General features: G+C 55.1%; 26 protein-coding genes. 11 read left to right on the top strand and 15 right to left on the bottom strand.

All coding sequences use genetic code 11. The annotated features are described in order from the left end of the window. Positions 1-224: 224 nt before the first annotated feature. Positions 225-932, top strand: a complete 708-nt coding sequence (locus CUN67_RS04250) for a DUF2076 domain-containing protein (protein WP_208714145.1) — start codon at positions 225-227, stop codon at positions 930-932. Here the strand turns inward: CUN67_RS04250 and CUN67_RS04245 are convergent. Further along, positions 929-1,375, bottom strand: a complete 447-nt coding sequence (locus CUN67_RS04245; protein ID WP_208714144.1) for a YaiI/YqxD family protein — start codon at positions 1,373-1,375, stop codon at positions 929-931. The two genes, CUN67_RS04250 and CUN67_RS04245, sit on opposite strands and share 4 nt — an antisense overlap. Before the next feature lie 145 nt (positions 1,376-1,520). Here CUN67_RS04245 and proC point away from each other — a divergent pair, with 145 nt between their 5' ends. Continuing rightward, the gene (gene proC, locus CUN67_RS04240; protein ID WP_208714143.1) at positions 1,521-2,333 is read left to right on the top strand and encodes a pyrroline-5-carboxylate reductase; all 813 of its coding nucleotides are present in this window, start codon (positions 1,521-1,523) and stop codon (positions 2,331-2,333) included. A gap of 85 nt (positions 2,334-2,418) precedes the next feature. Here the strand turns inward: proC and CUN67_RS04235 are convergent, their stop codons facing one another. From CUN67_RS04235 to CUN67_RS04220, 4 genes are all read right to left on the bottom strand, one after another. Next, positions 2,419-3,945, bottom strand: coding sequence for an FAD-dependent oxidoreductase (locus tag CUN67_RS04235; RefSeq protein WP_208714142.1), 1,527 nt, complete (start codon positions 3,943-3,945; stop codon positions 2,419-2,421). A gap of 206 nt (positions 3,946-4,151) precedes the next feature. Then, positions 4,152-4,454: a PsiF family protein gene (locus tag CUN67_RS04230; RefSeq protein WP_208714141.1), complete on the bottom strand. Its 303-nt coding sequence runs from the start codon at positions 4,452-4,454 to the stop codon at positions 4,152-4,154. Between the two features lie 108 nt (positions 4,455-4,562). Beyond that, on the bottom strand, positions 4,563-4,817 hold the full coding sequence (iraP, locus tag CUN67_RS04225) for an anti-adapter protein IraP (RefSeq protein WP_208714140.1): 255 nt from the start codon (positions 4,815-4,817) through the stop codon (positions 4,563-4,565). Positions 4,818-5,039: 222 nt separating this feature from the next. Then, on the bottom strand, positions 5,040-5,183 hold the full coding sequence (locus CUN67_RS04220) for a hypothetical protein (RefSeq protein WP_208714139.1): 144 nt from the start codon (positions 5,181-5,183) through the stop codon (positions 5,040-5,042). A gap of 253 nt (positions 5,184-5,436) precedes the next feature. Between CUN67_RS04220 and CUN67_RS04215 the strand changes: the two genes are divergently transcribed. After that, positions 5,437-8,517: a beta-galactosidase gene (locus CUN67_RS04215; protein ID WP_208714138.1), complete on the top strand. Its 3,081-nt coding sequence runs from the start codon at positions 5,437-5,439 to the stop codon at positions 8,515-8,517. On the opposite strand, the gene CUN67_RS04210 is transcribed toward CUN67_RS04215, so the two are convergent. Beyond that, a complete protein-coding gene (locus CUN67_RS04210; RefSeq protein ID WP_208714137.1) occupies positions 8,474-9,760 on the bottom strand; it encodes a multidrug efflux MFS transporter in 1,287 nt (428 codons plus the stop codon). The two genes, CUN67_RS04215 and CUN67_RS04210, sit on opposite strands and share 44 nt — an antisense overlap. Between CUN67_RS04210 and CUN67_RS04205 the strand changes: the two genes are divergently transcribed. Both CUN67_RS04205 and CUN67_RS04200 read left to right on the top strand, forming a co-directional pair. Next, the gene (locus CUN67_RS04205) at positions 9,759-9,920 is read left to right on the top strand and encodes a hypothetical protein (RefSeq protein ID WP_208714136.1); all 162 of its coding nucleotides are present in this window, start codon (positions 9,759-9,761) and stop codon (positions 9,918-9,920) included. The genes CUN67_RS04210 and CUN67_RS04205 overlap by 2 nt on opposite strands. A gap of 231 nt (positions 9,921-10,151) precedes the next feature. Next, a complete protein-coding gene (locus tag CUN67_RS04200; RefSeq protein WP_208714135.1) occupies positions 10,152-10,403 on the top strand; it encodes a biofilm development regulator YmgB/AriR family protein in 252 nt (83 codons plus the stop codon). Between the two features lie 250 nt (positions 10,404-10,653). On the opposite strand, the gene CUN67_RS04195 is transcribed toward CUN67_RS04200, so the two are convergent. Beyond that, positions 10,654-10,953, bottom strand: coding sequence for an I78 family peptidase inhibitor (locus CUN67_RS04195; protein WP_208714134.1), 300 nt, complete (start codon positions 10,951-10,953; stop codon positions 10,654-10,656). Between the two features lie 259 nt (positions 10,954-11,212). After that, the gene (locus CUN67_RS04190) at positions 11,213-13,801 is read right to left on the bottom strand and encodes a bifunctional diguanylate cyclase/phosphodiesterase (RefSeq protein WP_208714133.1); all 2,589 of its coding nucleotides are present in this window, start codon (positions 13,799-13,801) and stop codon (positions 11,213-11,215) included. A gap of 217 nt (positions 13,802-14,018) precedes the next feature. Here CUN67_RS04190 and CUN67_RS04185 point away from each other — a divergent pair, with 217 nt between their 5' ends. After that, complete coding sequence (locus CUN67_RS04185; RefSeq protein ID WP_208714132.1) at positions 14,019-14,666, top strand: CPBP family intramembrane glutamic endopeptidase; 648 nt, start codon at positions 14,019-14,021, stop codon at positions 14,664-14,666. A gap of 118 nt (positions 14,667-14,784) precedes the next feature. On the opposite strand, the gene CUN67_RS04180 is transcribed toward CUN67_RS04185, so the two are convergent. Continuing rightward, complete coding sequence (locus CUN67_RS04180; RefSeq protein WP_208714131.1) at positions 14,785-14,952, bottom strand: hypothetical protein; 168 nt, start codon at positions 14,950-14,952, stop codon at positions 14,785-14,787. Between the two features lie 213 nt (positions 14,953-15,165). Here CUN67_RS04180 and CUN67_RS04175 point away from each other — a divergent pair, with 213 nt between their 5' ends. Beyond that, positions 15,166-15,336: a hypothetical protein gene (locus CUN67_RS04175; protein ID WP_167379233.1), complete on the top strand. Its 171-nt coding sequence runs from the start codon at positions 15,166-15,168 to the stop codon at positions 15,334-15,336. A 112-nt stretch (positions 15,337-15,448) separates the two neighbouring features. Beyond that, positions 15,449-15,679 (top strand): hypothetical protein, encoded by a 231-nt coding sequence (locus CUN67_RS04170; protein ID WP_084873005.1) that lies wholly within the window; start codon positions 15,449-15,451, stop codon positions 15,677-15,679. Between the two features lie 112 nt (positions 15,680-15,791). On the opposite strand, the gene yniD is transcribed toward CUN67_RS04170, so the two are convergent. The 6 genes from yniD to CUN67_RS04140 form a co-directional block, all read right to left on the bottom strand. Then, positions 15,792-15,899 carry a small membrane protein YniD gene (yniD, locus tag CUN67_RS30335; RefSeq protein ID WP_223300457.1) on the bottom strand — a complete coding sequence of 36 codons (108 nt, stop codon included), beginning with the start codon at positions 15,897-15,899 and terminating at the stop codon, positions 15,792-15,794. Positions 15,900-15,979: 80 nt separating this feature from the next. Then, complete coding sequence (locus CUN67_RS04160; protein WP_084873003.1) at positions 15,980-16,408, bottom strand: OsmC family protein; 429 nt, start codon at positions 16,406-16,408, stop codon at positions 15,980-15,982. Positions 16,409-16,469: 61 nt separating this feature from the next. Next, positions 16,470-17,660, bottom strand: a complete 1,191-nt coding sequence (gene lldD, locus CUN67_RS04155; RefSeq protein ID WP_208714130.1) for an FMN-dependent L-lactate dehydrogenase LldD — start codon at positions 17,658-17,660, stop codon at positions 16,470-16,472. Continuing rightward, the gene (gene lldR / locus CUN67_RS04150; protein ID WP_208714129.1) at positions 17,660-18,445 is read right to left on the bottom strand and encodes a transcriptional regulator LldR; all 786 of its coding nucleotides are present in this window, start codon (positions 18,443-18,445) and stop codon (positions 17,660-17,662) included. The genes lldD and lldR overlap by 1 nt, the downstream gene beginning before the upstream one ends. Continuing rightward, positions 18,442-20,097, bottom strand: coding sequence for an L-lactate permease (gene lldP, locus CUN67_RS04145; protein WP_208714128.1), 1,656 nt, complete (start codon positions 20,095-20,097; stop codon positions 18,442-18,444). The genes lldR and lldP overlap by 4 nt, the downstream gene beginning before the upstream one ends. 326 nt (positions 20,098-20,423) lie before the next feature. Further along, complete coding sequence (locus CUN67_RS04140; RefSeq protein WP_021185917.1) at positions 20,424-20,621, bottom strand: hypothetical protein; 198 nt, start codon at positions 20,619-20,621, stop codon at positions 20,424-20,426. Between the two features lie 392 nt (positions 20,622-21,013). On the opposite strand from CUN67_RS04140, the gene dbpA reads away from it, so the two are divergent. From dbpA to CUN67_RS04125, 3 genes are all read left to right on the top strand, one after another. After that, positions 21,014-22,393, top strand: a complete 1,380-nt coding sequence (gene dbpA / locus CUN67_RS04135; RefSeq protein WP_208714127.1) for an ATP-dependent RNA helicase DbpA — start codon at positions 21,014-21,016, stop codon at positions 22,391-22,393. Positions 22,394-22,526: 133 nt separating this feature from the next. Then, entirely contained in the window at positions 22,527-23,489 is a 963-nt protein-coding gene (locus tag CUN67_RS04130) for a chemotaxis protein (protein ID WP_208714126.1), read from the top strand. Positions 23,490-23,760: 271 nt separating this feature from the next. Next, entirely contained in the window at positions 23,761-25,335 is a 1,575-nt protein-coding gene (locus CUN67_RS04125; RefSeq protein WP_208714125.1) for a methyl-accepting chemotaxis protein, read from the top strand. The last annotated feature ends 18 nt before the right edge of the window (positions 25,336-25,353 follow it).

Here is a 25,353-nt window from a genome sequence, read left to right as displayed (position 1 = left end):
CGCATGATACCTGGATTTCATTTCATCAGCCACCGGCGAAGCACGATTTACGCATATCTTGCCCATACAATCTCACATCACCATGATTTAAATAGAAAAAATCATGCAATTTTTGTGCATCGCCAAAAATGTAAGTCCGGGCAACATTTGCTTACCAGCGCGTTGATTTACTTTCTGTCATCTCGCCCTCATATAGTGGGGTAACTCGCAAACGGAGGTTTACCATGCAGAGCGAAGAACAACAGTTAATTGAAAGCCTGTTCAGCCGTCTGAAACAGGCTGAGAGCCAGAGCGGCCCGCGTGATGCTGGCGCTGAGCAGTTAATCAAACAGCATTTGCTGTCGCAGCCTGGCGCGCCTTATTACATGGCACAGGCCATCCTGATTCAGGAAGCGGCGATGAAAAAGCTCAATGCCCAGGTGGGTGAGCTGGAAAATCGTCTGGCACAGGCGCAGGCACAGCAGCAGGCTCCGCAGCAAAGTAGCGGTGGTTTCCTTTCCAGCCTGTTTGGTGGTGGCGCATCGCGCCCTGCCGCACAGCCACAACAACAGCAACCGGTGTGGAACAGCGCCCCGGCGCAGCAGCAACCGCCTCAGCAGCCGCAATACGCCAGCGCGCCCCCTGCACGCGGTACCGGTTTTCTCGGTGGCGCATTGCAGACGGCAGTTGGTGTAGCCGGTGGTGTGGTGATGGCGGACATGCTGACCAGTATGTTCCACCATTCGCAGCCGGAAGAGATTGTGAACATCATCAATGAGCCTGCGTTGCCGCAGATTGATGACAATCTTGATACCTTTAATGGCGTCAACGACAGCAACAACGCGTTCCTGAATGACAATAGCAGCGGTTGGGATAACAACTTCGCCGACAACAATGATTTCAGCGATTTCGGCGGCGGCGACTTCAACGACGACGATGACAATTTTGTCTAACCGCGTTGACGTAACCACTTATCCAGTTCGTTAGCAAACTGCTGGCGGTCACGTGGGCTTAGCGCCGACGGGCCGCCGCTTTGAATGCCACTGGCGCGCATCGTTTCCATAAAGTCACGCATGGTTAAACGCTGGCGGATCGTATCCGGCGAATAACGTTCACCACGCGGATTCAGCGCCGCAGCCCCCTTCTCCAGCACTTCCGCCGCCAGCGGGATATCACCGGTAATCACCAGCTCGCCCGGCTGCACACGTTTGACGATTTCGTTATCGGCCACATCAAAACCCGCCGCCACCTGCAACGTTTTCAGCCACGGCGAAGGCGGTACGCGCAGCGGCTGGTTGGCCACAAAAGTGACCTGGGTTTGCGTGCGCTCAGCGGCGCGGTAAAGCACTTCTTTGATGACATTGGGACAGGCATCAGCATCAACCCAAATCGACATAGTTAATCCTTACTCACGGGGAATGCAGGTGATCTTCCGGTTCTGCGCCAGAATGGCAAATTTAATTTGCTCGGAACGTTGCAACCCCTGCCCAGCGACGTAAGCTAGCCGATACAGAAAATCGAACCATCTAAAGGATCAAGCGATGCTGGAGAAGAAAATCGGGTTTATTGGTGCCGGGAATATGGCGAAAGCGATCATCAGCGGTTTGGTGAATAGCGGACAAATCGCCCCGGCCAACATCTGGGTTTTTGACCGCAAACCCGCCACCAATCAGGCGCTGGCACAGCAGTATGGCGTGACGGCTGCCGAGAGTGCCGAAAGCCTGGCGCGTGAAGTCGATATCCTTTTTGGCGCGGTGAAACCCAATGTGATTCTCAAGGTGCTGAAGGATCTTGCCAGCCCGCTGAAAAAAGAGGCGCTGGTGGTGTCGATCGCTGCCGGAGTGACGCTGGATTCGCTGGCTGCCGTGCTGGGTCACGATCGTAAAATCATCCGCGTGATGCCAAACACGCCATCACTGGTGAATGAGGGCATGACCTCAGTGACGCCGAATGTGCTGGTTGAGCAGCATGAAACCGACGAAGTGGTGGCGATTTTCGAGAGTTTCGGTAAAGCCGCCGTGGTCAGTGAATACCTGATTCATGCGGTTGTTGGTGTTAGCGGCTCCGCTCCGGCCTATGTGTTTATGTTTATTGAAGCAATGGCGGATGCCGCGGTGCTGGGTGGTATGCCGCGTGCGCAGGCTTACCAGTTTGCGGCGCAGGCGGTGAAAGGCTCTGCGCAGATGGTACTGGAAACCGGCAAACATCCCGGCGAACTGAAAGATATGGTGTGTTCTCCGGGTGGCACCACCATTGAGGCCGTCAAGGTGCTGGAAGAAAAAGGTTTCCGGGCGGCGGTGATCGAAGCGATGCAGCAATGCATGAAAAAGTCGGATGCATTAAGTAAGTCATAATCCGTAGCGGCGCGATTTATCGCGCGCTTTTTTCCGGCAATGTGCACGAAATTGCGCAATAAATTGCGCCGCTACGTAAGAACCGCTACCCCTGATAATCCTCAAATAACGCGATGCCCTGCGCCACCGTCATTGGCTGCTGCATATGTTCCACCAGTGCCGCCGTCAGTGTGTACATTCCGGCAGAACACACCGCCGCCAGCCTGCCCTGCTGACCATAAAAGGCGATAAAACGTTTATCCGGCAGCGAACCCAGCAAGTGGAACTCATCCCATTCCGTGGCATGTCCCAGATACTCGTAACGCGTACCGTAATGCGCCGTCCAGAAAAACGGCACCCGGTCATATAACTCGCGCTGGCCCAGCATGTTCAGCGCCGCAATCCGTCCCTGCTGGTGCGCCACCCGATAATGCTCAATCCGCTGCGGTCCCTGTTGCGTGGGATAGCTGGCAATGTCTCCTGCCGCCCAGATATTTTTTGCCACCTGGAGCTGGCTATCGGTGGTCAGACTGCCGTCGCTCTGCATCGCCAGATCATGAACAAATCCGGTTACCGGTTTAATGCCGGTGGCGAATAGCACCAGGCTGGCCGCCAGGCTTTTACCATTTTTCAGCGTCACCGCCTCGACTTTGTCATGGCCGACCAGCGCCTGTGGCTCTCCCTCAACCAGTTTCACACCATTGCTGGTATGCAGATCGCGGAAATGCAGGCCGATCTCTTCGCCGAACTGTTTAGCAAACGGCAGTGGGTGGCGTGCCAGCACCGTGACATCAATATCGCGGTTGCGCAGCGCCCCCGCCAGTTCCATACCAATAAAGCTATTGCCGATGATCACGATTTGATGGGTTTCATCGACATCATCCAGCAGTGAGCTAGCCTGATTAAGCGAACGTAGCAGATGCACGCCGGGAAGATCGTGCCCCGGAATCGCCAGCGGCTGTGGCGTCCCGCCACTGGCAATCAGTAACTGATCGAAATGTAATCTGTTGCCATCGGCAAAGATCAGCAACTGTTCTGCGCTATTCAGTTCAACCACATTGGCCTGAATACGCTCCACATGGCTGAGCACATCCGGCTTCAGCAGACGCGGCACGTCTTCAATCGCCATTTTTCCCGAGGGAACAAATTTACTTAACGCGGTGCGATCATAGGGAGCCTCGGCTTCGCGTTCGACTAAAACCAGATGCCCTTTGAAGCCCTCATGACACAGCGTCCACAAGGCCGCGCTGCCTGCGGCACCCGATCCCAGTACCACGCAGACCGGCGTTTCCTGCTCAGTCGCCGGGAGTGACGCAGCAGACATGGGTTTGGTATCGACCCAAACCTTGCCCTGTTCGATGCGTACCGGGTAGTTTTTCAAGTCAGCCAGGGCCAGCGGTTCGTGCATCCTGCCATCTTCGATACCAAATACCGCTTTATGCCAGGGGCATACCAGCTCGCCGCCACAAACCGCACCCTGTTCCAGCGGCGCGCCGGCATGCGGGCATTTCGCCTGAAGTGCATGGACACGTTCTCCTTCGCGGATCAGTAAAATATCCTTATCACCCACCGAAAATTTGGTGGGTTTATGTTGCCTGAGCGCCGTCAGTTCAACGACAGATTGATAGCTCACGTTAGGCCTCCCTACGTTGTAGTTAGATGTGAAGCAATAAATCCATACAAACAGTAAGTGTGGCAAAGTCTGATGATTTGGCAGGGAGAGGAAAACGCGGCGGGTAATAACAATCTGTTTATTCACCGTTTTACAGATGAAAGAAAATGTAATTAAGGGAAGGCCAGGCAGAAATAATTAGCGGCCCGCAGGCCGCTATCAGGTGATCAGCTTTTTTTCAGACAGGAACTCATGAAGGTTTTACGTGCATCACCGCTGAGTTTTTTATCACCCGCTTCGGTGTTACAGGTTTTCATCTTCATTTGTTGTGGCGTCATACTGCCCATCTTGCTGTCTTTTTTCAGGCAGGAACTCATAAAGCTTTTACGCGCGTCACCTTTCAGGTTTTGCGAAGACGCGTGTTGATTGCACATAGTCATTTTTTCCTGCTGCGCGGTCTTCTCTGCCGCGCCAGCGGTGCCTGCGATCAGCAGACCCGCAGCCATCATTGCCATAAGAAACGATTTCATTGCACCTTCTCCATAAAGTTATTGCCTGATAAGCCTGGCATGAGATAAGCAAAGCAGAAATAAATATAACGAAAAACGCCTGTGGCGATCACAGGCGTTGGGGGGAAATCATATGCGGGGATGATTCAGCAGCTTTTCCACGTAATTACGCAGCAGGATGGCATCTGATGAGACTTCCTGATGCGCAACCGTGGACATGGCAACGTCAATACCCGAAGTGATGTCATTTAATTGCTCCGGTTCGAGTTTACGCAGCAAGGCCGTAACCACAATTTCCAGCGCCTCAACCTGGACCACTAACTCTTTAGACTCTTCTTCTTTTTCAGCCAGCTTAAGCAGGAGTTCCGCAATCAGATTTTTCATGCGACCAACTCAATTAGTTGAGGGAAATGTTGACGTTAGCATTGAGCAGAATAAAACAACAGGAATTTTTGTGGGATCCAGATAACACAGTTAAAAATGGCGGGGAAAGAAAATTCAGCGCAGGATTTTATTATTAAGCGGCGAAACGTTTCTCTCAGAAATAATGTTCTGGTGAAACGTTTCGCACGCAAAAAGCAGTGATTAACGCAGGACGTTAATCACTTATGGACCCATAAATCCACGGCCCGGACCGCCGCCATGGCCGCCCCAGCCACCACCACCCCCGCCACCCGGTGGTGGGAAAATACAACCGCTCAGCGCGGTCACCAATGCCACTACGGCTGCGAGTTTAACAATACGGACCATAATTACCTCAGGATGGAGAAATCGGGCTGAGTGTATGAGCCGCCGTCACGCCCGACAATACAGAATTCTCCGTAACCCGGCACTATTCATCTCTGCTCACCATGCTTAACAATTTACTGGCACTAAGCCAGGAGAAAACCGACAAAGACGTAATGAAAGCGATAAAAAATCCGCTCCGGCAAGCCGTCACAGCACTTTACAGCTGGGGGAATTTCACGCAATGTGAGCGCATTACAATTAATGAGATCCCAACATGACATCTTTCTCTGTTTCCCTCAGTGATATTCTGGCTCGACGCGACTGGGAAAATCCGGTGGTCACCAGTCTGAACCGGCTTGACGCGCATCCCCCCTTTGCCAGCTGGCGTGATGAACAGGCCGCGCGTGATGATCATCCCTCCCCTGCGCGCCAGAGTCTGAATGGTCAGTGGACATTCAGCTATTTCGCCCAGCCGGAAGCGGTGCCACAAAGCTGGTTGTTGCAGGATCTCCCCGATGCTGACAACATTCCCGTTCCGGCAAACTGGCAACTCCAGGGCTACGACGCACCGATTTATACCAATGTGCAATACCCGATTCCGGTCAATCCGCCTTTCGTTCCGGTCAACAATCCCACCGGATGTTACTCGCTCACATTTAAGGTCGATGATGCCTGGCTGCAACAGGGCCAGACACGCATCATTTTCGATGGTGTTAATTCAGCGTTCTTCCTGTGGTGCAATGGTCAATGGATCGGTTATTCGCAGGATAGCCGCTTACCGGCCGAGTTTGACCTGAGCCGCACCTTGCGCGCAGGCAATAACCGTCTGGCGGTGATGGTGTTGCGCTGGAGCGACGGTAGCTACCTCGAAGACCAGGATATGTGGCGGATGAGCGGTATTTTCCGCGATGTCACGCTGCTGCATAAACCGGCGACGCAGCTGGCGGATGTGCAAATTGAAACCGCGCTCAGCCCGGAATATCTGCGCGGCGATTTACGCGTGAGCGTGAAGATCCACAGCCCGACGCGCCCGCTGCCAGACTGCCGGCTACGTCTGCGCCTGTGGCACGGCACCACCCTGATCGGCGAACATGAACAGGTGCCGGGCAGCGCCATTATTGACGAGCGCGGCCACTACCCGGAACGCACCTTGCTGGTGCTGCCCGTCAGCCAGCCATTGCTGTGGAGCGCCGAAACACCACATCTGTATCGCGCGGTGGTATCGCTGCTGGATGAGCAAGGCGCACTGCTGGAGTCCGAGGCTTATGATGTCGGTTTCCGGCGGGTTGCGATTGAAAACGGCCTGCTGTGTCTGAATGGTCAGCCGCTGCTGATTCGCGGCGTCAATCGCCATGAGCACCACCCGGAAAACGGTCAGGTAGTGGATGAAGCCAGCATGCGGCGCGATATCGAACTGATGAAACGCCACAACTTCAACGCGGTGCGCTGCGCTCATTATCCCAACCATCCACTGTGGTATCGCCTGTGCGATGAATACGGCCTGTATGTGGTGGATGAAGCCAATATCGAAACGCACGGCATGCAGCCGATGAATCGCCTCTCCAGCGATCCGCGCTGGTTTGCCGCTTACAGCGAACGCGTTACGCGCATGGTGCAGCGTGACCGAAATCATCCCTGCATCATTATCTGGTCGCTCGGCAATGAATCCGGTCATGGCAGCACGCATGATGCCTTGTACCAATGGGTAAGAAGCAGCGATGCCACCCGTCCGGTGCAGTATGAAGGCGGCGGGGCCAACACCGCCGCCACCGATATTATTTGTCCGATGTATGCACGCGTCGATCAGGATCAACCCTTCCCGGCGGTGCCGAAATGGTCACTGAAAAAATGGATCGGTCTGCCCGGCGAAACGCGCCCGCTGATCCTGTGTGAATACGCCCACGCGATGGGCAACAGCTTCGGCGGCTTCGCCAAATACTGGCAGGCATTTCGCCAGCACCCGCGTTTACAGGGCGGTTTCGTCTGGGATTGGGTCGATCAAAGCCTGACGCGCTACGACGAACAAGGAAAGCCGTGGCAGGCCTACGGTGGTGATTTTGGTGATACACCTAACGATCGTCAGTTCTGTATGAATGGGCTGGTATTTGCCGACCGTTCTGCCCATCCGGCGTTGTTCGAAGCGCAGCGCGCCCAGCAGTTTTTCCAGTTCACCCCGGATGCGCAGGATCCCTGGCGCTTTACCGTCAGCAGCGATTACCTGTTTCGTCACAGTGATAACGAGGTGCTGCGCTGGTCGATCGAGCAGGATGGTGAATCCATTGCCCATGGCGAACTGACGCTGGCGATCGCGCCGCGCGGCAGCCAGTCATTCAGCCTCCCGCCGGTGGAGAATTTACAGGGCAATTGCTGGCTCAATCTGGCAGTGCATCAGGTGCAGGCGACACCCTGGTCGGAAGATGATGCACGCGTTGCCTGGCAGCAGTGGCCGCTGCCCGCGACCCTGCCCGCACGAACCCTGGCGAACAGCGAACCGGCTCCGGTGGTTGAATCAAATCATGATTTGATTGCGGTCTGCCTGCCAAACCAGCGCTGGCACTTTTCCCGCCGTAGCGGTGAGCTGGTGCAGTGGTTTGTTAATGATGAAGAGACGCTGCTGACTCCGCTGCAGGATTGTTTTATCCGTGCGCCCATTGATAACGATATCGGCACCAGTGAGGCCGCCAATATTGATCCTCATGCCTGGGTCGAACGCTGGAAACGCGCCGGTTACGAGCAACTGGAGCCACAGCTGGTCGAACTGGAGCTGGATAGCCTGAAGCACAGCGTGTTGATCGAAACGCTGCATCAGTGGCTTTTTGCCGGACATGTGGTTTTTACCAGCCGTAAGCGTTATCAGATACGCGGTACTGGCGAGTTAACTCTCGATATTGAAGTGGAACAGGCACCTGGGTTGCCGCCGCCTGCGCGTATTGGTGTACGCTGCCAGCTGGCTCACTCGCCCCGGCAGGTCAGCTGGCTGGGGCTGGGACCCGATGAAAACTATCCCGATCGCCAGCTGGCGGCGCAGTTCTCCCGCTGGCAATTGCCGCTGACGGCCATGCGTACCGATTACGTTTTTCCGGGCGAAAATGGTCTGCGTGGAGGCACACGTCAGCTGGATAGCGGCAGCTGGCAGGTCAGCGGTGATTTTGCCTTTTCGCTCAGCCCGTACAGCCTGGAACAGCTGCGCGACACCTCACATCGCCATCTGCTGCAACCTGAAGCGGGTTGCTGGCTGCATCTCGATGGCTTCCATATGGGTGTCGGCGGTGACGACTCCTGGAGTCCGAGCGTTAGCCCGGAGTTCCTGCTTACTCAGCAGCGCTGGCACTTCGCTCTGACGTTGCGTCAGTAGTTTTCTCTGATGACTCACGCTGGCTCACCGGTTGCGCCAGCGTGGTTTTCGGGCGGCGATAGAAACGACGCAGCAACAGCACGTTAAGCAGCACCACCATCGCGGTGGCAAAGAATACCCAGCGATAGCCAGACGCCGCCGACACGGCCGCTCCCAGCAGTGGCCCGGCCACATTTCCCAGATACATAAACGACTGGTTATAACCGAAGATACGTCCGGTAACGTTATCGCGTGAATGGCGTACCAGCAGCGTTTGCACCGCTGGCATCATCGCGCCATCGGCAAAGCCCAGCAGAAAACGCAGCACACCAAGCTGCGTGGCGCTGGTAACAAACGACATCGCGGTGAGTAACACCAGCGAGGTGATCATAGTGGCGATCAGTATGCGCTGGGTGCCAATGCGATCGCCCAGCTTGCCGAGGCGAGGTGCGGAGATCAGGGCGGAAATACCGGGCAGCGCCGCGATAAAACCACTGAGGAAAGCAATGTTTTGCGCATTGGGAGCCAGTTCACGCACGAACAGCGTCAGGATCGGGTTGACCGATCCGTTACACATTTGAATCACCATGGTGGTGATGAACAGGCAAACCATCAGACGCGGATTATCCAGACTGCGGAAAACTTCGCGCCCGCTCATCTTGTCCTGCTTGCTGACCGGGGTATAGCCGGTTTCTTTAATCAGAAACAGCGTGACCAAAAAGCTGATCAACAACAGCGCGGCGGTGACGATAAAGACCAGGCGCAGACCGAGCCAGTCCGCCAGCAGGCCGCCAATCATCGGCCCAAGGATCACGCCGCCAATCTGCCCGGTTGCCACACTACTCAGCGCCCAGCCGCTGCGCTCGCGTGGCACCTGAGCCGCCACCAGCGCCATCGCGTTAGGAATATAGCCGGACGTCAGCCCCATCAGGGCGCGCAGCAGCAGCAATTGCCAGGCGTGGGTGACAAATGCCTGCAACAGGATCACCACCCCCATGCCAAAAGAAGCACGCAGCAGCATCAGCTTGCGCCCTTTACGATCCGCAAGGCTACCCCACAGCGGTGCTACCGCAGCGGAAACCACGAAGGTGATACTAAAAGTAAGCCCCGACCACAGGCTGAGCGCATTATCCCCGCGCACCCCGAGATGTTCGATATACAGCGGCAGAAACGGGATGATCTGGCTGATCGCCAGTCCGGTAAAAAAACAACCAAACCATACCGAGATCAGGTTGATTTTCCAGGGTTCAACGGAGCGTAACATGAGAAAGCACATCAAATATGAAATGAAGGTTCAGTTTAACAATCACCTGATATTGCTGGACGGCAAAACATGGCATCAGGATAAAAACGCAGTTTTACGCTGTGCAGCTGACTTCTGCGCACAGCAAATATTACGCAGGGGGCAATTGGCAGCCAGTTAATGTGTAAAAACATTACCGGGATGATTTACGCCCGCCGCCAATAGCTCAAAACGTGAAAAAATATTTCCGGCGGTTACTGACAATTATTGACGTCGCAACTATGTTTAAAAAACCACCAGCGACCGCTGGTGGAGCGCTACCCGTTCTGGTCGGCGTGCATACATAAACCACTATCTCCCCGCAGTTGCCTGTTACGGGCGGCGGGCATCGTTGTCTCTGCGGAGGTCAGCTATGAGAACGCATCCTAATAGCGCCAGTCGGGCGATTACCGATTATTTTAACAGTCCGGCCTGGCATGCCCCGCACGAGAGCGATCTACTGGCCGCGATTATGCGTGAGTTGATGGATGATGGTCAGCCCGCGACCAGCAAAGCGGTGATTGCCAGAGTGATCGCCAAACTGGAATTCGAGGGTGATGAGCAACGTCTGCAAAGTTATCGCAATCTGCTGGCGCAGCTGCTGGAAGCGCGCCCCCACGAGTAAAATCTTAACCTGATATATCCAGTAGCGGCGCGATTTATCGCGCGGGTTTTAAGATGCTTAACTGGCTGAAAAAAGCGCGATAAATCGCGCCGCTACAACTTGTTATGACGGTTAAAAAAAATTCCCGCCGAAGCGGGAAGAAACAAGACGAGCATTGCATATTCGAGAGTGACGAGGAAATCTCCTAAATGCGTTGCTATCCTCGCCTGAGGCTGTGACAGCCCGATGACACTGCCATGTCGGTTTGATGTTACCCGCAATAGACCTTGCTGATTTTGCCGCTCTGGTCGGCCATAAAATTGAGCCGACGCAGATTGAAATCCATGGTGACGGCTGAATTCCACGGAATGGCGCGCACCGGCACGTCAAAGCGTTTGTCATGCAGCACCGATAAGGGCTGACCGATGGTGTTCTGATACTGCGATGCGCCGCACATATCGTTTTCCGCATCCTGGGGGGTCCCCGCAGCGGTGTCAGGTTTGGTCGCAGACTGGCAGGCGGTCAGGGCAAAAAATCCCAGCACCAGTAGCGCTTTTCCATAATATTTCACGTTTTCTCCTCCTGGATTTTCAGACAAACGGATGCCCGAGAGTAACAAAGCGTGCCCGTGATGCGAAAAGATTTCCATCAGAAAAGCCTCGTCAAACGGTGATTCCTGCCACAGTTTTTCGGATTAATCACACAATTTGCCCATTATCTCAGCAGGTGTCAGGTAAAATTACCTAAGATTTATCTGAGGTGATAATTATGGAATTAGCAATTTTTATCGTTGTAGCAATTTTGATGACCTGCGTGGCCGTCAAAGTTCGTTAAACATCCTGTTTTTCCAGAAGCGCACTGAACGCCGCCAGCGGCATTGGTCGCCCAAGAAAGTAGCCCTGCCCTTCTTCGCACGACAATACTTTCAACTCGTTCAACTGCGCTTCTGTCTCAATCCCTTCGGCTGTGATAGTCAGCGCGAATGCCCGTGCCAGTGCCACAATCCCCGCTACCACCGATTGCGCCTGCTGTGATTCCGGAAACTCCTTCATCCAGGAACGATCAATTTTCAGGCCATTAAACGGAAAGGCTTTCAGATAACCCAACGCCGCGTAGCCGGTACCGAAATCATCCACGGTGAGCCGCACGCCTAACGCTCGCAGCCCCTGCATGATCTCCAGCGCACGCTCAGGATTTTCAAAGGTAATGTTTTCGGTGATCTCCAGCTCCAGCCGGGTCGCTGGCAAGCCACTGGTTTCCAGTGCATAAGCCACGCGTTGCACCAGATCGCTGGCTCGAAACTCAACCGGTGAAATATTGACCGACACATAACGTTGCTCGCCCCATGCACAAGCATCGGTGCAGGCACGCATCAGCACCCAATCACTGATGGCGGTAATCAACCCATTCTCTTCCGCGAGGGGAATAAAGCGATCCGGCGTGATCCATTTGTCTGCAGCCACCTGCCAGCGAATCAGCGCTTCGGCACCCGCCAGCTGGCCATTTTGCAGCTGATAACGCGGTTGGTAATGCAGACTGAACGCCTCCTGACTGAGGGCCGCTTCCATCGCCTGCACCATCTCTCGTTTTGATTGCAAATGACTCGACATCTCATTGGAATACCATACCCATTGATTGCGACCGGCGGCCCGCGCCTGCCCCAGCGCGATGTCTGCCAGGCGCAGCAGCGCCTCCGGCTGGCTGGCATCCTGTGGCGCACAAACGATACCCATACTGGCGCTCAGATGCAGCTGGTGTGTGCCACTCAACACCGGCTGATGCACCGCACGTTGCAGCGCACGGCAACGGTACTCCACTCCGGCGCGCGAAGCTTCTCGCATCACCAGAATGAATGCATCACCGCCCAGTCTGGCAGCCAGCTCATGCGCCCCCATCAGGCCACGTATACGCTGTGAAATCTGGTTCAGCACCGCATCGCCGACCGTGTGTCCCCAGGTATCATTGATCGGCTTGAACTGATCGAGATCGAGGCTGATCACGATTAAGGGATCGTCATCCGTCGCCTGAACGAGGTGGGCAGTCAGGTACTCCTGCAACTGCATACGGTTCGCCAGCCCGGTGAGAATATCGTGCCGCGACAGGAACTGAATGCGTGCCTGTGCATCAACTTCATACGTAATGTCCGAGACGGTGCCGCGAAAACCGGAACGTAATCCATTGCGACGAATGGTTTTCGCCATCAACTGCCCAATACGGCGTTCACCCGCGGCTGACATAAACTGGCAGCGCAGCGGTACTCGTTGCACATCCTCACCCTGCCGCCTCAGCCAGGCCACCAGCGAGTGGCTGGGATGACTGAGCAGATGGTCAAGATGTCGCCCCAGCCAGCGTTTGACTTCATGTCCAGTGACATCACTAAAACGTGACGACAGATAGCACAGGCGTCCCTGATCGTCGGTTTCCCAAATCCAGTCGGATGCGGCTTCGGCCAAATCGCGAAAGCGTTCCTCGCTGTCGGCCAGCTCACGCTGACTGATCACCAGCATTTCAAAGCGTCGGTCGGAAAGTACCGCGTTATATAACGCATGACGGCTTACCCGGCGTGTCACCAACGCAATGGTCAGCGCCGTCAGTAACAACAGCGGCAACAGCAACCAAATCAACCCCATACCGGGATTCTTCGGTTGCCAGCGAATCACCAATGGTTGCTCGCCACCGGGAACCGGTTCAGTCAGGCGAGGTTCTTTGCGCGCGTCGTCGGCGTCAGCAGGCGTATGCGGATCAAGTACGTCAATCGCTTTGCCCAGCGCCTGCAACCTGGCAGGGGTAAAAATATTGACGAAAACCAGCACCGAGGGCGGGCCTGGCGGCAGCGGCAAACTGGCGACTTTACCCGGTAAAATGGGGGCTGCCACCACGATGGCGGGCTGTTTATTGACCAGCGCATTGCGCGCAATCGCATCATGCGTAAGCCGGCTCGCTGTCGCCAGCAGGGGAGCGGCTTGCGCGCCCAGCCAGCTTTCCAGTGAGGTGTCCACCAGCTCGCCATTAATCAGCGCATAGCGCGTCTGACCCGCACCATCCACCACGAACACGCCCTGGTAGTGATACTCCTTGTACAGTCCCGGTCCGACATTCTCTTCGTCAAAGGCCCAGACTTTATCCACCTGCTGATGCAGATGTTTATAAGCATCATCCCAGAAGGCGTAGTCCCGGACATCGACCAGCATCTCCTGCTGACGCGCCTGCCAGGCCTGGCGTAGCATCATCTCGTCATGTCCGACCGATGCGATGTTCTGGCGATGGGCAATCATCAACACCATCAGCATCGAGAGAATCAGGACACCAAACAGCAACACGGTCAGCGTGCGCAGGCTACGCCGCGTCACACGTACCGTGTGTGCTTCCATGTTGTCCCTGGCAGACAACAACGTATCCCGGTGAAACTCAGAATTCATGCGTAATGCTCGCGAAAAACAGACAACGGAAAGAGGTCGCAGGCCACGCGTCAATTGCGCAGCTACGCCTGTCATGGTTTTTTCGATTATCGGCGCTACGCGCGGCAGATTTAGCCCAATGGCAGAATAATTGAGCAACAGAAAACTGCGCGACGCCACCTCGACAGCGATTATCCCCGTTGCTACTATGCGTTTTCCTCTGCTCGCTGAGTCGCCTATGGACACCCAATCCGACAAAGTCACGTTGACGCTGTTTTACGTTGGCAGCTTTGTGGTTTATTACCTCGTCACCATGCTGATCACGCTGTTTCCCAACTACGGGATGCTGCGTAATGATGGTTTGCTGGTACCGGTGCTGTGTCTGTTCGAATTTGCGGTGATCTACCCCCTGTATCGCTTCTATTGCCAGCGTCGTAATGACATTCCGCTGGGTTATCTGCGTCCCGGACAAACGCTGATGTTTATTGGCGCGTTGTTTATTCTGATGGCGGCACAAACACAGTTTTTGCAACCGGAAGGCTGGCTGGTGGCGCAAACCCAGCAGGGACGCAATTCGATGCTGATCCTGCTGCTGACGGCGGTATTACTGGCACCGGTATTTGAAGAGGTGTTGTTTCGGGGATTTCTGCTGCAGGGTTTCCTGCTGTGGGCGCCGAAAAGCCGCTTCGCCTGCATGCTGCTGACGTCGCTGCTTTTCGCCGTGATGCATACGCAGTACGTGCACTGGGAAACCATCGTGGCGCTGACGCTGTTTTCACTGCTGCTGTGCTACGCGCGTCTGCGCAGTAACAGCCTGGCTTTGCCGGTGTTCCTGCATACGCTGAATAATCTTATCGCGATTCTACCGGTCTGGTATTACGCATAAAACAGCGCGATAAATCGCGCCGCTACAAAAACGTGCGATTATTGGCCCGGTCGGCATCAATGCCGACCCTACAGATGTAGGGTGCGAATTTATTCGCACCAGGAGACGGTAGCTACCGTTACGCTTTTTCTGCTTCGAAATGGCTTTTGAATTGTTCGTAGATTGAAATCATATTCGAGGCATCGCCATGCAGCGGGCTGAGTTTCCCGGCGCGCACCAGCTCAATCACCAGTTGCAGGGCGGCTTGTTTCGGGCTGTTGTCCGGATGGGCAATTTCAGTCGACATCTTTTACTCACTTCTCATTTTTCCAGGGCCGCACAGTTTAGCTCAGATTGCGCTGCTGTTAAGCATCGGCCGCAGTTATAATGTCGTTATTCGGGTAAAAAAGCCGCTCAGGCTGATAAGCTGCTCCCGTTTCGTTTGGCTATACTGGATCGAAAAAAGGAACAAACAGTCACACTTTCCGTACCAGAGAAAATGTGTATCAGGAGCCAAACCATGCTGATTGGTTTTGTTTTATTAGTGAGCGCGTGTGGGCACGATGCCTGTGATGCCTTGCCGGTGTCGGAACATATTTATCCGACCAAAGTGGCCTGTGAGCAAATGGCGGACCGGATTCATAAAGTCCGTCCCAAAGTGGTACTGATTTGCGGTGAAGTTCACCGTTGATTTGGTGCCGGTGAGTCTGCTGTCTGTGTATAAATTAACCAGGCGGCATTGCAAGTACGCGGCTTAGCGTTCAAAATATAAGCTGTTGTACACATTTACCGTTGTGAATCCCATGAAGACTTCTCGCCCCCGTCGTCCGAACGGACGCTGGGTTTATTACATTTTGTATGATGGCATTCTCTGGCCCTGCCCGGTACGCTGGGAGTGGGAGAGTGGCTATGGCGGCTGGCTGCCGTTTTACTACTCACCAACCTTCGAGTTTGTGGTGGGCGATCCGCGGAAAGCCTATCGTATCGCGCGCAGTAACGTGCGCAGCGCCCGGCCAGACAACGAGTACGCCTAAGCCTGGCCCAGCTGCCACGGCAACCAGCTGGCCGTCAGCAAATAATGCACCAGTTCCAGCACCAGAATGACCATCACCAGCACACCGAGTTTGTGGCGGCTAATCCAATCTTTCATGCCCATATCATTGCCGCCCAGCGAATCAGCAGCAACGCCCCGCAGATACACAACAGTACCAAAACCATTTTCCAGTGTTTCTTCGCAGCCAGATATTTTGCCACGCACCCTCCAGGATGGCTGAACGTCACGATGCGCCCGCAGGCGCATCGTCGATTCTAGCTCTGGTCCGCCGTTGAGGCGATCAATTATTCAGGGTGTAGTCGAGGGTAATCTCGGCGTTCAGCACCTGGGACACCGGGCAACCGGCTTTGGCTTTCTGAATAATTTCATCAAACTGGGCTTTATCAATACCGGGCAGCGACACGCTGCTGGTCAGGGCAATTTTGGTGATGGCAAAGCCTTCACCTTGCTTGTCCAGCGAGACATCCGCAGTGGTATCAATGCTTTTCGGCGGATGTCCTGCCTGGCCAAGCATCAGGGACAGCGCCATAGAAAAACAGGCAGCGTGCGCGGCACCAATCAACTCTTCCGGGTTAGTCCCCTTCTGCCCTTCGAAGCGTGTGTTAAAGCCATACGGCTGGTTGCTCAACACGCCACTTTCGGTGCTAACGGTTCCCTTGCCTTTGATGTCACCTTCCCAATGGGCCGATCCTTTCTTATGAATGGTCATGTCATTCCTCCTGTTAGTCAGACAGGGAGTAAGTATAGACAACGCCCTTCACTCTGCCGGATCAGCTCACTGCACGCGGACGCGCCGGGGCCAGCCCTGCCTCGGACAACAGCGCGTTGGCCTGAACCAGCGAATCCCGCGTAATATCCGCAATGGTTTTCGCCCCGGTCAGCGTCATCGCCACCTTCATCTCTTTCTCAATCAACGTCAGCAGGTTCTCGACACCACGCTGGCCATGCGTCGCCAGGGCATACAGGAAGACACGACCAAGCAGCACACTGTCGGCACCGAGGGCGATCATTCGCACCACATCCAGTCCGTTGCGAATACCGCTATCAGCCAGAATGGTGATATCGCCCTTCACCGCATCAGCAATGGCAGGCAGCGCGCGCGCCGATGACAGCACGCCATCCAGCTGACGTCCACCGTGGTTGGATACCACAATGCCGTCAGCGCCAAAACGCACCGCGTCGCGTGCATCTTCCGCATCAAGAATGCCTTTGATCACCATCGGGCCATCCCAGAATTCACGGATCCACTCCAGATCCTGCCAGGAAATCGACGGATCAAAATTGTTGCCCAGCCAGCCAATATAATCTTCCAGTCCGGTCGGTTTGCCGAGATAGGTCGAGATATTGCCGAGATCGTGCGGACGGCCATGCAGGCCCACATCCCACGCCCATTGCGGATGGGTCACCGCCTGCCAGTAACGGCGCAGCGCCGCATTTGGCCCGCTCATGCCGGAGTGCGCATCACGGTAGCGCGCCCCTGGCGTGGGCATATCCACGGTAAATACCAGCGTCGAGCAGCCTGCTGCTTTGGCGCGTTCCAGCGTATTGCGCATAAAACCACGGTCGCGCAGCACATACAGCTGGAACCACATCGGACGATTAATCGCCGGAGCCACTTCCTCAATCGGACACACCGATACCGTCGACAGCGTGAACGGAATGCCTTTTAACGCGGCGGCGCGTGCTGCCTGTACTTCGCCGCGCCGGGCATACATGCCGCAAAGCCCCACCGGTGCCAGTGCCACCGGCATCGATAAGGTTTCATTGAACAATTGGGTCTCAAGGCTGAGATCGGACATGTTCTTCAGCACGCGCTGGCGCAATGCTATCTCCGCGAGGTCCGACACGTTGTGCCGCAGCGTATGTTCCGCATAGGCACCGCCGTCGATATAGTGAAACAGGAACGGCGGCAGAATACGTTGCGCCGCGGCGCGGTAGTCACTTGCAGCAGAAATGATCATCAGGATTTGTCCTTGCGTTTATCCAGGTCATGGCCGGGCAGACGGGTAATGCGCGCCTGCCGGGCTTCATCTTCATGCAGGGTTTTTAAGGTGGTGTGGACGAACCCGAGGTGGTCCATCGCCGCGAGGCGTGCCGCTTCAGCATCCCCCGCCAGAATGGCGTTCAGCAACGCCTGATGTTGCTCCGTCAGGCGGTCAAAAATCACCGGCTGGGTATACATGCGCTGGCGACTTTGCATCACCGAGGATTGCAGCAGTTCGAAGAAACCGCGCATGGTCTGCAACAGCACCACATTGTGCGAGGCTTCAGCAATGGCAAGGTGAAAACGCACATCAGCCTGAGCGGCCAAATCGGGATCGTCACGCTCGCTCAGCTTCAGCGTGGCATCAAAAGCGTACTGCAACTTCTCTTTGTCCGCCTCGGTGGCGCGTAATGCCGCATGCCAGGCGGTGCTGGCTTCAATGGCATGACGCGCTTCAAGGATGTCGTAACGGTAGTCAGGATCGTCAGCCAGCAGCTGACGAATCGGGGCAACAATGCGTTGTTCTGACCACGGCTCCTGCGGCTCACAAAGCCAGGTGCCGCCACCGCGTCGGCTGATTAACACGCCGCTGCTGATAAGTTGCTGGATGGCCTCACGCAGTGACGAACGCGAAACACCAAACTCAGCCGCCAGCTGCCGTTCTGCTGGCAGGCGCATGCCAGGTTGCAGCTGGTGCTCATCAATCCAGGTGCGCAGCCGCGCCCGCAACGTCTCCGCTAAGCGCGGCGTGTTTTCAGTCATGGAATCATCCAGGTTAAGACATATGCCTGTAGCGTGGTGATCACCCCCACCATGCAGGTGAAGATCAGGCTATGTTTGACGGTAAAACGGAACAGGTCCGACTCTTTACCCACCAGCCCAACGGCGGCGCAGGCAATGGCGATTGACTGTGGCGAAATCATCTTGCCGGTCACTCCGCCGGTGGTATTGGCCGCCACCAGCAGCACATCCGACACCCCAATCTGCTGCGCCGTGGTGGCCTGCAAAGCGGCAAACAACGCGTTTGACGAGGTATCCGAGCCGGTCAGGAACACGCCAAGCCAGCCGAGAAACGGTGAGAAGAAGGTGAAGGCATTGCCAGTGTGGGCCAGTGCCAGCGCTAAGGTGGCGGACAGGCCGGAATAGTTGGAGATGAAGGCAAATGCCAGCACCATGCCAATCGAGTAAATCGGCAGAGCCAGCTCTTTCAGCGTCTCGCCAAAGGTTTCCAGCGCGGCTTTCGGCTTCATACGCAGCCAAATCACTGACAGCACCGCCGCCACCAGAATCGCGGTACCGGTCGCCGATACCACATCAAATTTGAACAATGCCGGATAAGGTGTCGCGCTAACAACCACCGGGGGCATCCGCGCCACCAGTTCATGCAGCCACGGCACCGGAAAAGTGAATACCCAGTCATACAGCGCACCGCCTTTGGCAAACAGCGCTTTGAACGGCGGAATACTCCACAGCGTAACGGTGGCAGTGAGGAACAGGAACGGCATCCAGGCACGGATGACCTGAGCAGCATTGTAGCGCTGACGCGACAGGTTGTGATCCACCAGCGAAGCCCCGACATCGTTGAAGCGGAAAATGCGTACCGGTTTCCAGCGGCGCAGGAACAACGTCAGACATACCAGGGATGCCAGTGAGGAAATGATATCCGGCAGCTCCGGGCCGAGGAAATTGGAGCTGAGGAACTGAGCGATGGCAAAAGATCCCCCCGCCACCATCACCGCCGGCCAGGTTTCTTTCACCCCACGCCAGCCATCCATGATCGCCATGATCCAGAACAGCACGATGATGGTCAGGAATGGCAGCTGACGCCCCGCCATCTGCCCGATATGGAAGCTGTCCAGCCCGGTGACCTGCCCGGCAACAATGATCGGGATCCCCATCGCGCCAAACGCCACCGGCGCGGTGTTGACGATCAGACACAGCCCGGCGGCATACAAGGGATTGAAACCCAGCCCCACCAGCAACGCCGCGGTGATCGCCACCGGCGCGCCAAAGCCCGCCGCCCCTTCGAGGAAGGCACCAAATGAGAAGCCGACAATCAGCATTTGCAAACGCTGATCCGGGGTGATCGACAGAATCGAAGCACGAATAATGTCGAACTGACCGGTTTTCACCGAAATTTTGTAGACGAACACTGCCGCGACAATGATCCAGGCAATCGGCCACAGGCCATAAAGAAAGCCATAAACCACCGAGGCCAGCGCCTGCCCCACCGGCATACCATACAGCAACAATGCCACCAGCAGTGCCAGTACCACTGTCGCCGTACCCGCCTGATAGCCTTTCAGCTTGAGCTTAATCAGCGCGAAGAAAAAGAACACAATCGGGATCACCGCCACCAGGCTGGAGAGCCAGATATTGTCGAGAGGATCGTAATTTTGTTGCCACGCCTGCATGCTGCGATCTCCAGAGGTCACCAGAAGTCTGCGGTGACGCATCACAGATGCGCCACGCTCTATTTGCCGCTGTTTTTAGCTAAATTGGTCCGACCAAAATTCAGCTAACCGGGCTTTCTGGCTCCAGATGGTTAACGTATTGTTAATCTAAAGCAACGAGTCTGCTGTGATTTTTCGTGTTATGTGACGACATGGCAACATTTCAGTCCATTTGGTAGGACCAATTAAGGTGAAATAGCGGTTACCTGAAACAAGAAAGCCTCCGAAAAGGAGGCTTTATGAACGTAAAGGCTGGGATCAGGTGCATCCGCCGCCATGCTGGATTATTACGATAACATCTGAATAGCCAGCGCATACAGCCGCTGGTTCTCTTCGTCGCTGACAGGCTCTTCTTCCGCGTAACAGGCAATCATGGAACTGACTTTGTCAGATGACAGCGTCTCTCCATGAATGTGTAGGGTCAACACGGCGCGGCCGACGATTTTCAGAATGTCCTCGTTTTGTCCCTGGACGTAGTGACTCAATGAAGTGACCTCTGAAGTTGTTTTATATTGCCCAATGGCGCGATAAATATAAAACAGAGTGACCGCCTCGTTTAATCGGAATTTCCTGTAACAGCCATGACATATAAGCACAACATCAGAGAACGACGGATATCCTGCGATTAACTTGCTGACATTATGATGTTAAATAAGCATTTTTTGTCAGATCCGGATTTTCGCATGTTCGGAAATTTCGGAAAATTCATCAAAACTTTGCGATAATATCGGGTGAAAAACAAACCAAATATTTCCAGATATTAATTGATACCAGCGGGTAATCACCCTGCTGACACCCACGTGATTTATCATTGATGAGACCGCCCCTTTCTGCCAGACTGGCCGCCGCAACCCCGCCCGATATCAGAGACTGTTCCGTGACTGCTTTTTCTACCCTGACGCAACTGCCCGTCAGCCAACTCGACAACCTGCGCGAGATGGGTTTTGACGCCATGACGCCCATCCAGGCCGCCGCCCTGCCCGCCATTTTGCAGGGGAGCGATGTGCGTGCCCAGGCAAAAACCGGTAGCGGCAAAACTGCTGCCTTTGGGATCGGCCTGCTCCAGCGGATTGAAAATAGTCAGTTTCATACTCAGGCGCTGGTACTGTGCCCGACGCGCGAACTGGCTGATCAGGTCAGCAACGTGTTGCGCCAGCTGGCACGCTTCACACGCAACATTAAGATCCTGACACTGTGCGGTGGACAGCCGATGAGCGCGCAACGTGATTCGCTGGTGCACGCCCCACATATCGTGGTCGGCACGCCAGGCCGTATTCTTGATCATCTGAAGCGCGACAACCTCGATCTCAGCCAGCTACAAACCCTGGTACTGGATGAGGCAGATCGTATGCTGGAGATGGGCTTCCGTGACGACATGGAGGCCATTATCGGCTTTACCCCGGCATCACGTCAGACCTTGCTGTTTTCCGCCACCTGGCCGGACAGCATCGCCAGCCTGAGCGAGCGTTATCAGCGTGACGCACTGGCAGTGGCGACTGAAACCGAAGTCGAACTGCCTGCGATTGAGCAGCAATTTGTCGAAGTCAACGCCAGTGAACGTATCAACCTGCTGAGCGCACTGCTCAGCCAGCAGCAGCCCGCCTCTTGTGTGGTGTTCTGCAACACCAAACGTGAGTGTGATGACATTGCCGCCGCCCTTAACGATCGTCAAATCAGCGCCCTCGCCCTGCATGGCGATCTGGAACAACGCGATCGCGAACGTGTGCTGATCCGTTTTGCCAATGGTAGCAGCCGGGTGCTGATCGCCACCGATGTGGCGGCACGGGGTCTGGATATTAAAGCGCTGGCGCTGGTGGTGAACTTCCAGCTGGCGTGGGATCCGGAGGTGCATCTGCACCGCATTGGCCGTACTGGCCGCGCCGGAGAAACCGGTATGGCCGTCAGTTTTGTCGCTGCCGATGAGATGGTGCGCGCCCATGCCCTGGAAGATTATCTGCAACAGAAGCTCAAATGGGTCGCCGCTAACACCCTGAAAGGCAATGTAGTTAAAGCGCTGCCTGCTGCGATGATGACGCTGTGCATCGATGGTGGCCGCAAAGCCAAAATCCGCCCCGGTGACATTCTCGGTGCGCTGACGGGTGAAGCCGGTTTCAGTGGCGACCAGATCGGTAAGATCGATCTCACCCCCACCCATGCCTACGTGGCGATTGCGGCCAGCCAGGCCAAAGCTGCGTTGATCAAGCTGAAAGAAGGCAAGATCAAAGGCAAAAGCGTGCGCGCCATTTTGCTGAAATGATCCCGACCAGCGTGAGGGCGATCGCCTTCACGCTAAAATTCCCCTCTCCGCTCTCTATTTTTTAACCAACCTGCCGATAACTCGATCACGGCGATGTTGCCATGCCCTTAACACAGCCCTGAGCGAGGCCAGGATGGATAATTTCCAGAAAGAGATCGATGAACGCGCTAACCTCGCGTTATCAAACAAATTCGAACTGCTGCTATTCCGCCTCGGCTCCGATCAGCGGAAAGGCAAATCCGAGCTGTACGGTATTAACGTATTCAAACTGCGCGAAATCGTACCTATGCCCAATATCACCCGTGCTGCGGGGATGCAATCGCCCTTGCTGGGTATGGCCAGCATCCGCGATCAGTTTATTCCGGTGATTGACCTGCCTGCCGTGACCGGCTGCACCCCGGAAACCGGGCTGAACTTGCTGCTGGTGACGGAATATGCGCGTAGCACCCAGGCATTTGCGGTGGAATCCGTGGAAAACATTGTGCGTCTCGACTGGAATCAGGTGCACACCGCTGAGGCGGGCATCGGTAGCCGTAACATCACCAGCATTGCCTGCCTCGACAATGATGGTGAGAGCAACAATCTGGCATTGGTGCTGGATGTTGAACAGATCCTGTATGACATTATCCCATCGGTACGCGGCGTCGAGCCGGGTGAAGAGACGGTGAAAAACTTCAATCTCAAGCCAGGCCAGGTTGCGATTGTGGCAGAAGACTCCAAAGTGGCGCGTCAGCTGCTGGAGCAAGGGCTGAAAAGCATGGGCATCCCCGCCATCATGCATAACACCGGTCTTGAGGCATGGCAGAAAATCACCCAAATGCAGCAGGAAGCGCAGGCCGCGGGTCAGTCCATTCATGACAAAATTGCGCTGGTGCTGACCGATCTCGAAATGCCGGAGATGGACGGTTTTACCCTGACGCGTAACATCAAACGTGATGATGTGCTGCGCCATATTCCGGTGGTGATCCACTCCTCACTTTCCGGCAGCGCTAACGAAGACCATGTGCGCAAAGTCGGGGCCGATGGTTATGTAGCAAAATTCGAAATTAACGAATTGTCGAATGTGATTTACCGCGTGCTGGAAGCGGTGCGCTAAATCACGCGTAGCGGCGCGATTTATCGTGCCGCTACATGTTACATCCCATCTGCAACCTGTCATTTCCGGTCAAGTTTTTGTGACACACCTCTAAAAAATTAAAGTAAAAACATTAACATCCGATAACCATAGCGCTTGCGCGTGCGGTGTCAGGCTTGTCCCGCCGAGGTGAGTACACTTTTTTTTCCTTAAAAAACATCAACCTGATGCAGATAACTCATCTGCTTTTCTATCTTGAAAACCATACATTTTGGCATCACGGGGAGAACCTATGTTGAGCTTTAAGAACCTGAAGGTCGGCGTCCGGCTGGGCATCGCCTTTGGCCTGGTGGTGGCGCTGTTGGTGATCGTGGGTATCACCACCACCATGAAAATCAGCAACATCAAAAATGGCATCACCTCCATTGTGGAAGATCGTTATGTCAAAGTGCGCCTGGCATTTGATGTGCGCGATGGCGTCAACGATCAGATCAAATACCTGCGCGGCATCGTCATCGATACCACTCGCCCGGAGAACAACGAAAAACGCTTTAAACAACTGGCGGAAGCAACCGAACGCACCAACACGGCGATGAAAAAAATCGAAGCGATCCAGATAACCGCTGTCGGGAAAAAGAAGATCGCCGGTCTGCTGGAAGCCAGCCACAAGTTTGAACAGCAAAAGAATGCGCTGCTGGATCTGGTGCGCGCAGGCAATCTCGATGGTGCCAGTACCTATGTACTGAAATCGATCACCGATACCCAGAATACCTACCTCGACAGCGCTAACGCTTTTGCCAATTCGCAGTCTGAGCAGTTGCAGAATGAAGGGATTACCATCATTGCCGATGGCTCCACCGCCATCATGGTGACGCTGGTGTTCTCGGCTATCGCCATTGTCGCCTCGATTATCCTTGGCTTTTTACTGACGCGTTCGATCGTGCGTCCGCTGAATGAAGCGGTAGCCATTGCAGGCAAAGTCGCAGCGGGCGATCTCAGCACCCACATCGAAGTGAAAAGCAAAGATGAAACCGGCGTGCTGATGCGCGCGTTGCAGAGCATGAACGATAACCTGCTGACCATCGTTTCTGATGTGCGTGCCGGTTCCGATACCATTGCCGTGGCATCCAATCAGATCTCCAGTGGCAACCTTGACCTCTCCTCACGTACCGAGCAGCAGGCCAGTTCGCTGGAAGAAACCGCTTCGGCGATGGAGCAAATGACGTCAACGGTGAAACACAACGCCGAAAACGCGCGCGAAGCTAACAAGCTGGTCGCCAACACCTCCGATGTAGCGAAAGAAGGTGGCGAGGTGATGGAGCAGGTGATTGAGAAGATGGAAGCCATTGCGCTGTCGTCGAAGAAGATTGTCGATATCATCAGCGTGATTGACTCCATTGCCTTCCAGACCAACATCCTGTCACTCAACGCCGCGGTGGAAGCAGCGCGTGCCGGTGAGCAGGGTCGCGGGTTTGCGGTGGTCGCCAGCGAAGTACGTAACCTGGCACAACGCTCGGCTTCAGCAGCCAAAGAAATCAAAGTGCTGATTGAAGATTCGGTAGCGAAAGTGGATGAAGGCAGCCGCCTGGTGTCCCATGCCGGTTCAACCATCGGTGAAGTGGTCAACAGCGTGAAAAGCGTGGCGGATATCATGGGTGAAATCACCATCGCCAGTAACGAGCAGAGCAGCGGCATCAGCGAAATCAACCTGGCGATTACCCAGATGGAAGCAGTAACGCAGCAGAATGCCGCGCTGGTACAGGAAGCATCGGCTGCTTCCCAGGCGTTGCAGGACCAGGCTGAGCGTCTGGCACAATCAATGAGCGTGTTTAAAACGGGCCGCACATTGGAACTGAGTGCGGTGTAAGGCGATTTAACGGTGGCG

It is taken from the genome of Pantoea cypripedii, from assembly GCF_011395035.1.
Classification (GTDB): Bacteria; Pseudomonadota; Gammaproteobacteria; order Enterobacterales; family Enterobacteriaceae; genus Pantoea; species Pantoea cypripedii_A.
The sequence above is the reverse complement of the archived record's forward strand: the minus strand, read 5'-3'. Positions and strand labels throughout refer to the sequence as shown.

What these genes read in the sequence shown, in the direction of transcription:
- CUN67_RS04250 (WP_208714145.1), top strand. Translation starts at nt 225, where the DNA reads ATGCAGAGCGAAGAACAACAGTTAATTGAAAGCCTGTTCAGCCGTCTG.
- CUN67_RS04245 (WP_208714144.1), bottom strand. Translation starts at nt 1,375, where the DNA reads ATGTCGATTTGGGTTGATGCTGATGCCTGTCCCAATGTCATCAAAGAA.
- proC (WP_208714143.1), top strand. Translation starts at nt 1,521, where the DNA reads ATGCTGGAGAAGAAAATCGGGTTTATTGGTGCCGGGAATATGGCGAAA.
- CUN67_RS04230 (WP_208714141.1), bottom strand. Translation starts at nt 4,454, where the DNA reads ATGAAATCGTTTCTTATGGCAATGATGGCTGCGGGTCTGCTGATCGCA.
- iraP (WP_208714140.1), bottom strand. Translation starts at nt 4,817, where the DNA reads ATGAAAAATCTGATTGCGGAACTCCTGCTTAAGCTGGCTGAAAAAGAA.
- CUN67_RS04220 (WP_208714139.1), bottom strand. Translation starts at nt 5,183, where the DNA reads ATGGTCCGTATTGTTAAACTCGCAGCCGTAGTGGCATTGGTGACCGCG.
- CUN67_RS04215 (WP_208714138.1), top strand. Translation starts at nt 5,437, where the DNA reads ATGACATCTTTCTCTGTTTCCCTCAGTGATATTCTGGCTCGACGCGAC.
- CUN67_RS04205 (WP_208714136.1), top strand. Translation starts at nt 9,759, where the DNA reads ATGAGAAAGCACATCAAATATGAAATGAAGGTTCAGTTTAACAATCAC.
- CUN67_RS04210 (WP_208714137.1), bottom strand. Translation starts at nt 9,760, where the DNA reads ATGTTACGCTCCGTTGAACCCTGGAAAATCAACCTGATCTCGGTATGG.
- CUN67_RS04200 (WP_208714135.1), top strand. Translation starts at nt 10,152, where the DNA reads ATGAGAACGCATCCTAATAGCGCCAGTCGGGCGATTACCGATTATTTT.
- CUN67_RS04190 (WP_208714133.1), bottom strand. Translation starts at nt 13,801, where the DNA reads ATGAATTCTGAGTTTCACCGGGATACGTTGTTGTCTGCCAGGGACAAC.
- CUN67_RS04185 (WP_208714132.1), top strand. Translation starts at nt 14,019, where the DNA reads ATGGACACCCAATCCGACAAAGTCACGTTGACGCTGTTTTACGTTGGC.
- CUN67_RS04180 (WP_208714131.1), bottom strand. Translation starts at nt 14,952, where the DNA reads ATGTCGACTGAAATTGCCCATCCGGACAACAGCCCGAAACAAGCCGCC.
- CUN67_RS04175 (WP_167379233.1), top strand. Translation starts at nt 15,166, where the DNA reads ATGCTGATTGGTTTTGTTTTATTAGTGAGCGCGTGTGGGCACGATGCC.
- CUN67_RS04170 (WP_084873005.1), top strand. Translation starts at nt 15,449, where the DNA reads ATGAAGACTTCTCGCCCCCGTCGTCCGAACGGACGCTGGGTTTATTAC.
- CUN67_RS04160 (WP_084873003.1), bottom strand. Translation starts at nt 16,408, where the DNA reads ATGACCATTCATAAGAAAGGATCGGCCCATTGGGAAGGTGACATCAAA.
- lldD (WP_208714130.1), bottom strand. Translation starts at nt 17,660, where the DNA reads ATGATCATTTCTGCTGCAAGTGACTACCGCGCCGCGGCGCAACGTATT.
- lldR (WP_208714129.1), bottom strand. Translation starts at nt 18,445, where the DNA reads ATGACTGAAAACACGCCGCGCTTAGCGGAGACGTTGCGGGCGCGGCTG.
- lldP (WP_208714128.1), bottom strand. Translation starts at nt 20,097, where the DNA reads ATGCAGGCGTGGCAACAAAATTACGATCCTCTCGACAATATCTGGCTC.
- CUN67_RS04130 (WP_208714126.1), top strand. Translation starts at nt 22,527, where the DNA reads ATGGATAATTTCCAGAAAGAGATCGATGAACGCGCTAACCTCGCGTTA.
- CUN67_RS04125 (WP_208714125.1), top strand. Translation starts at nt 23,761, where the DNA reads ATGTTGAGCTTTAAGAACCTGAAGGTCGGCGTCCGGCTGGGCATCGCC.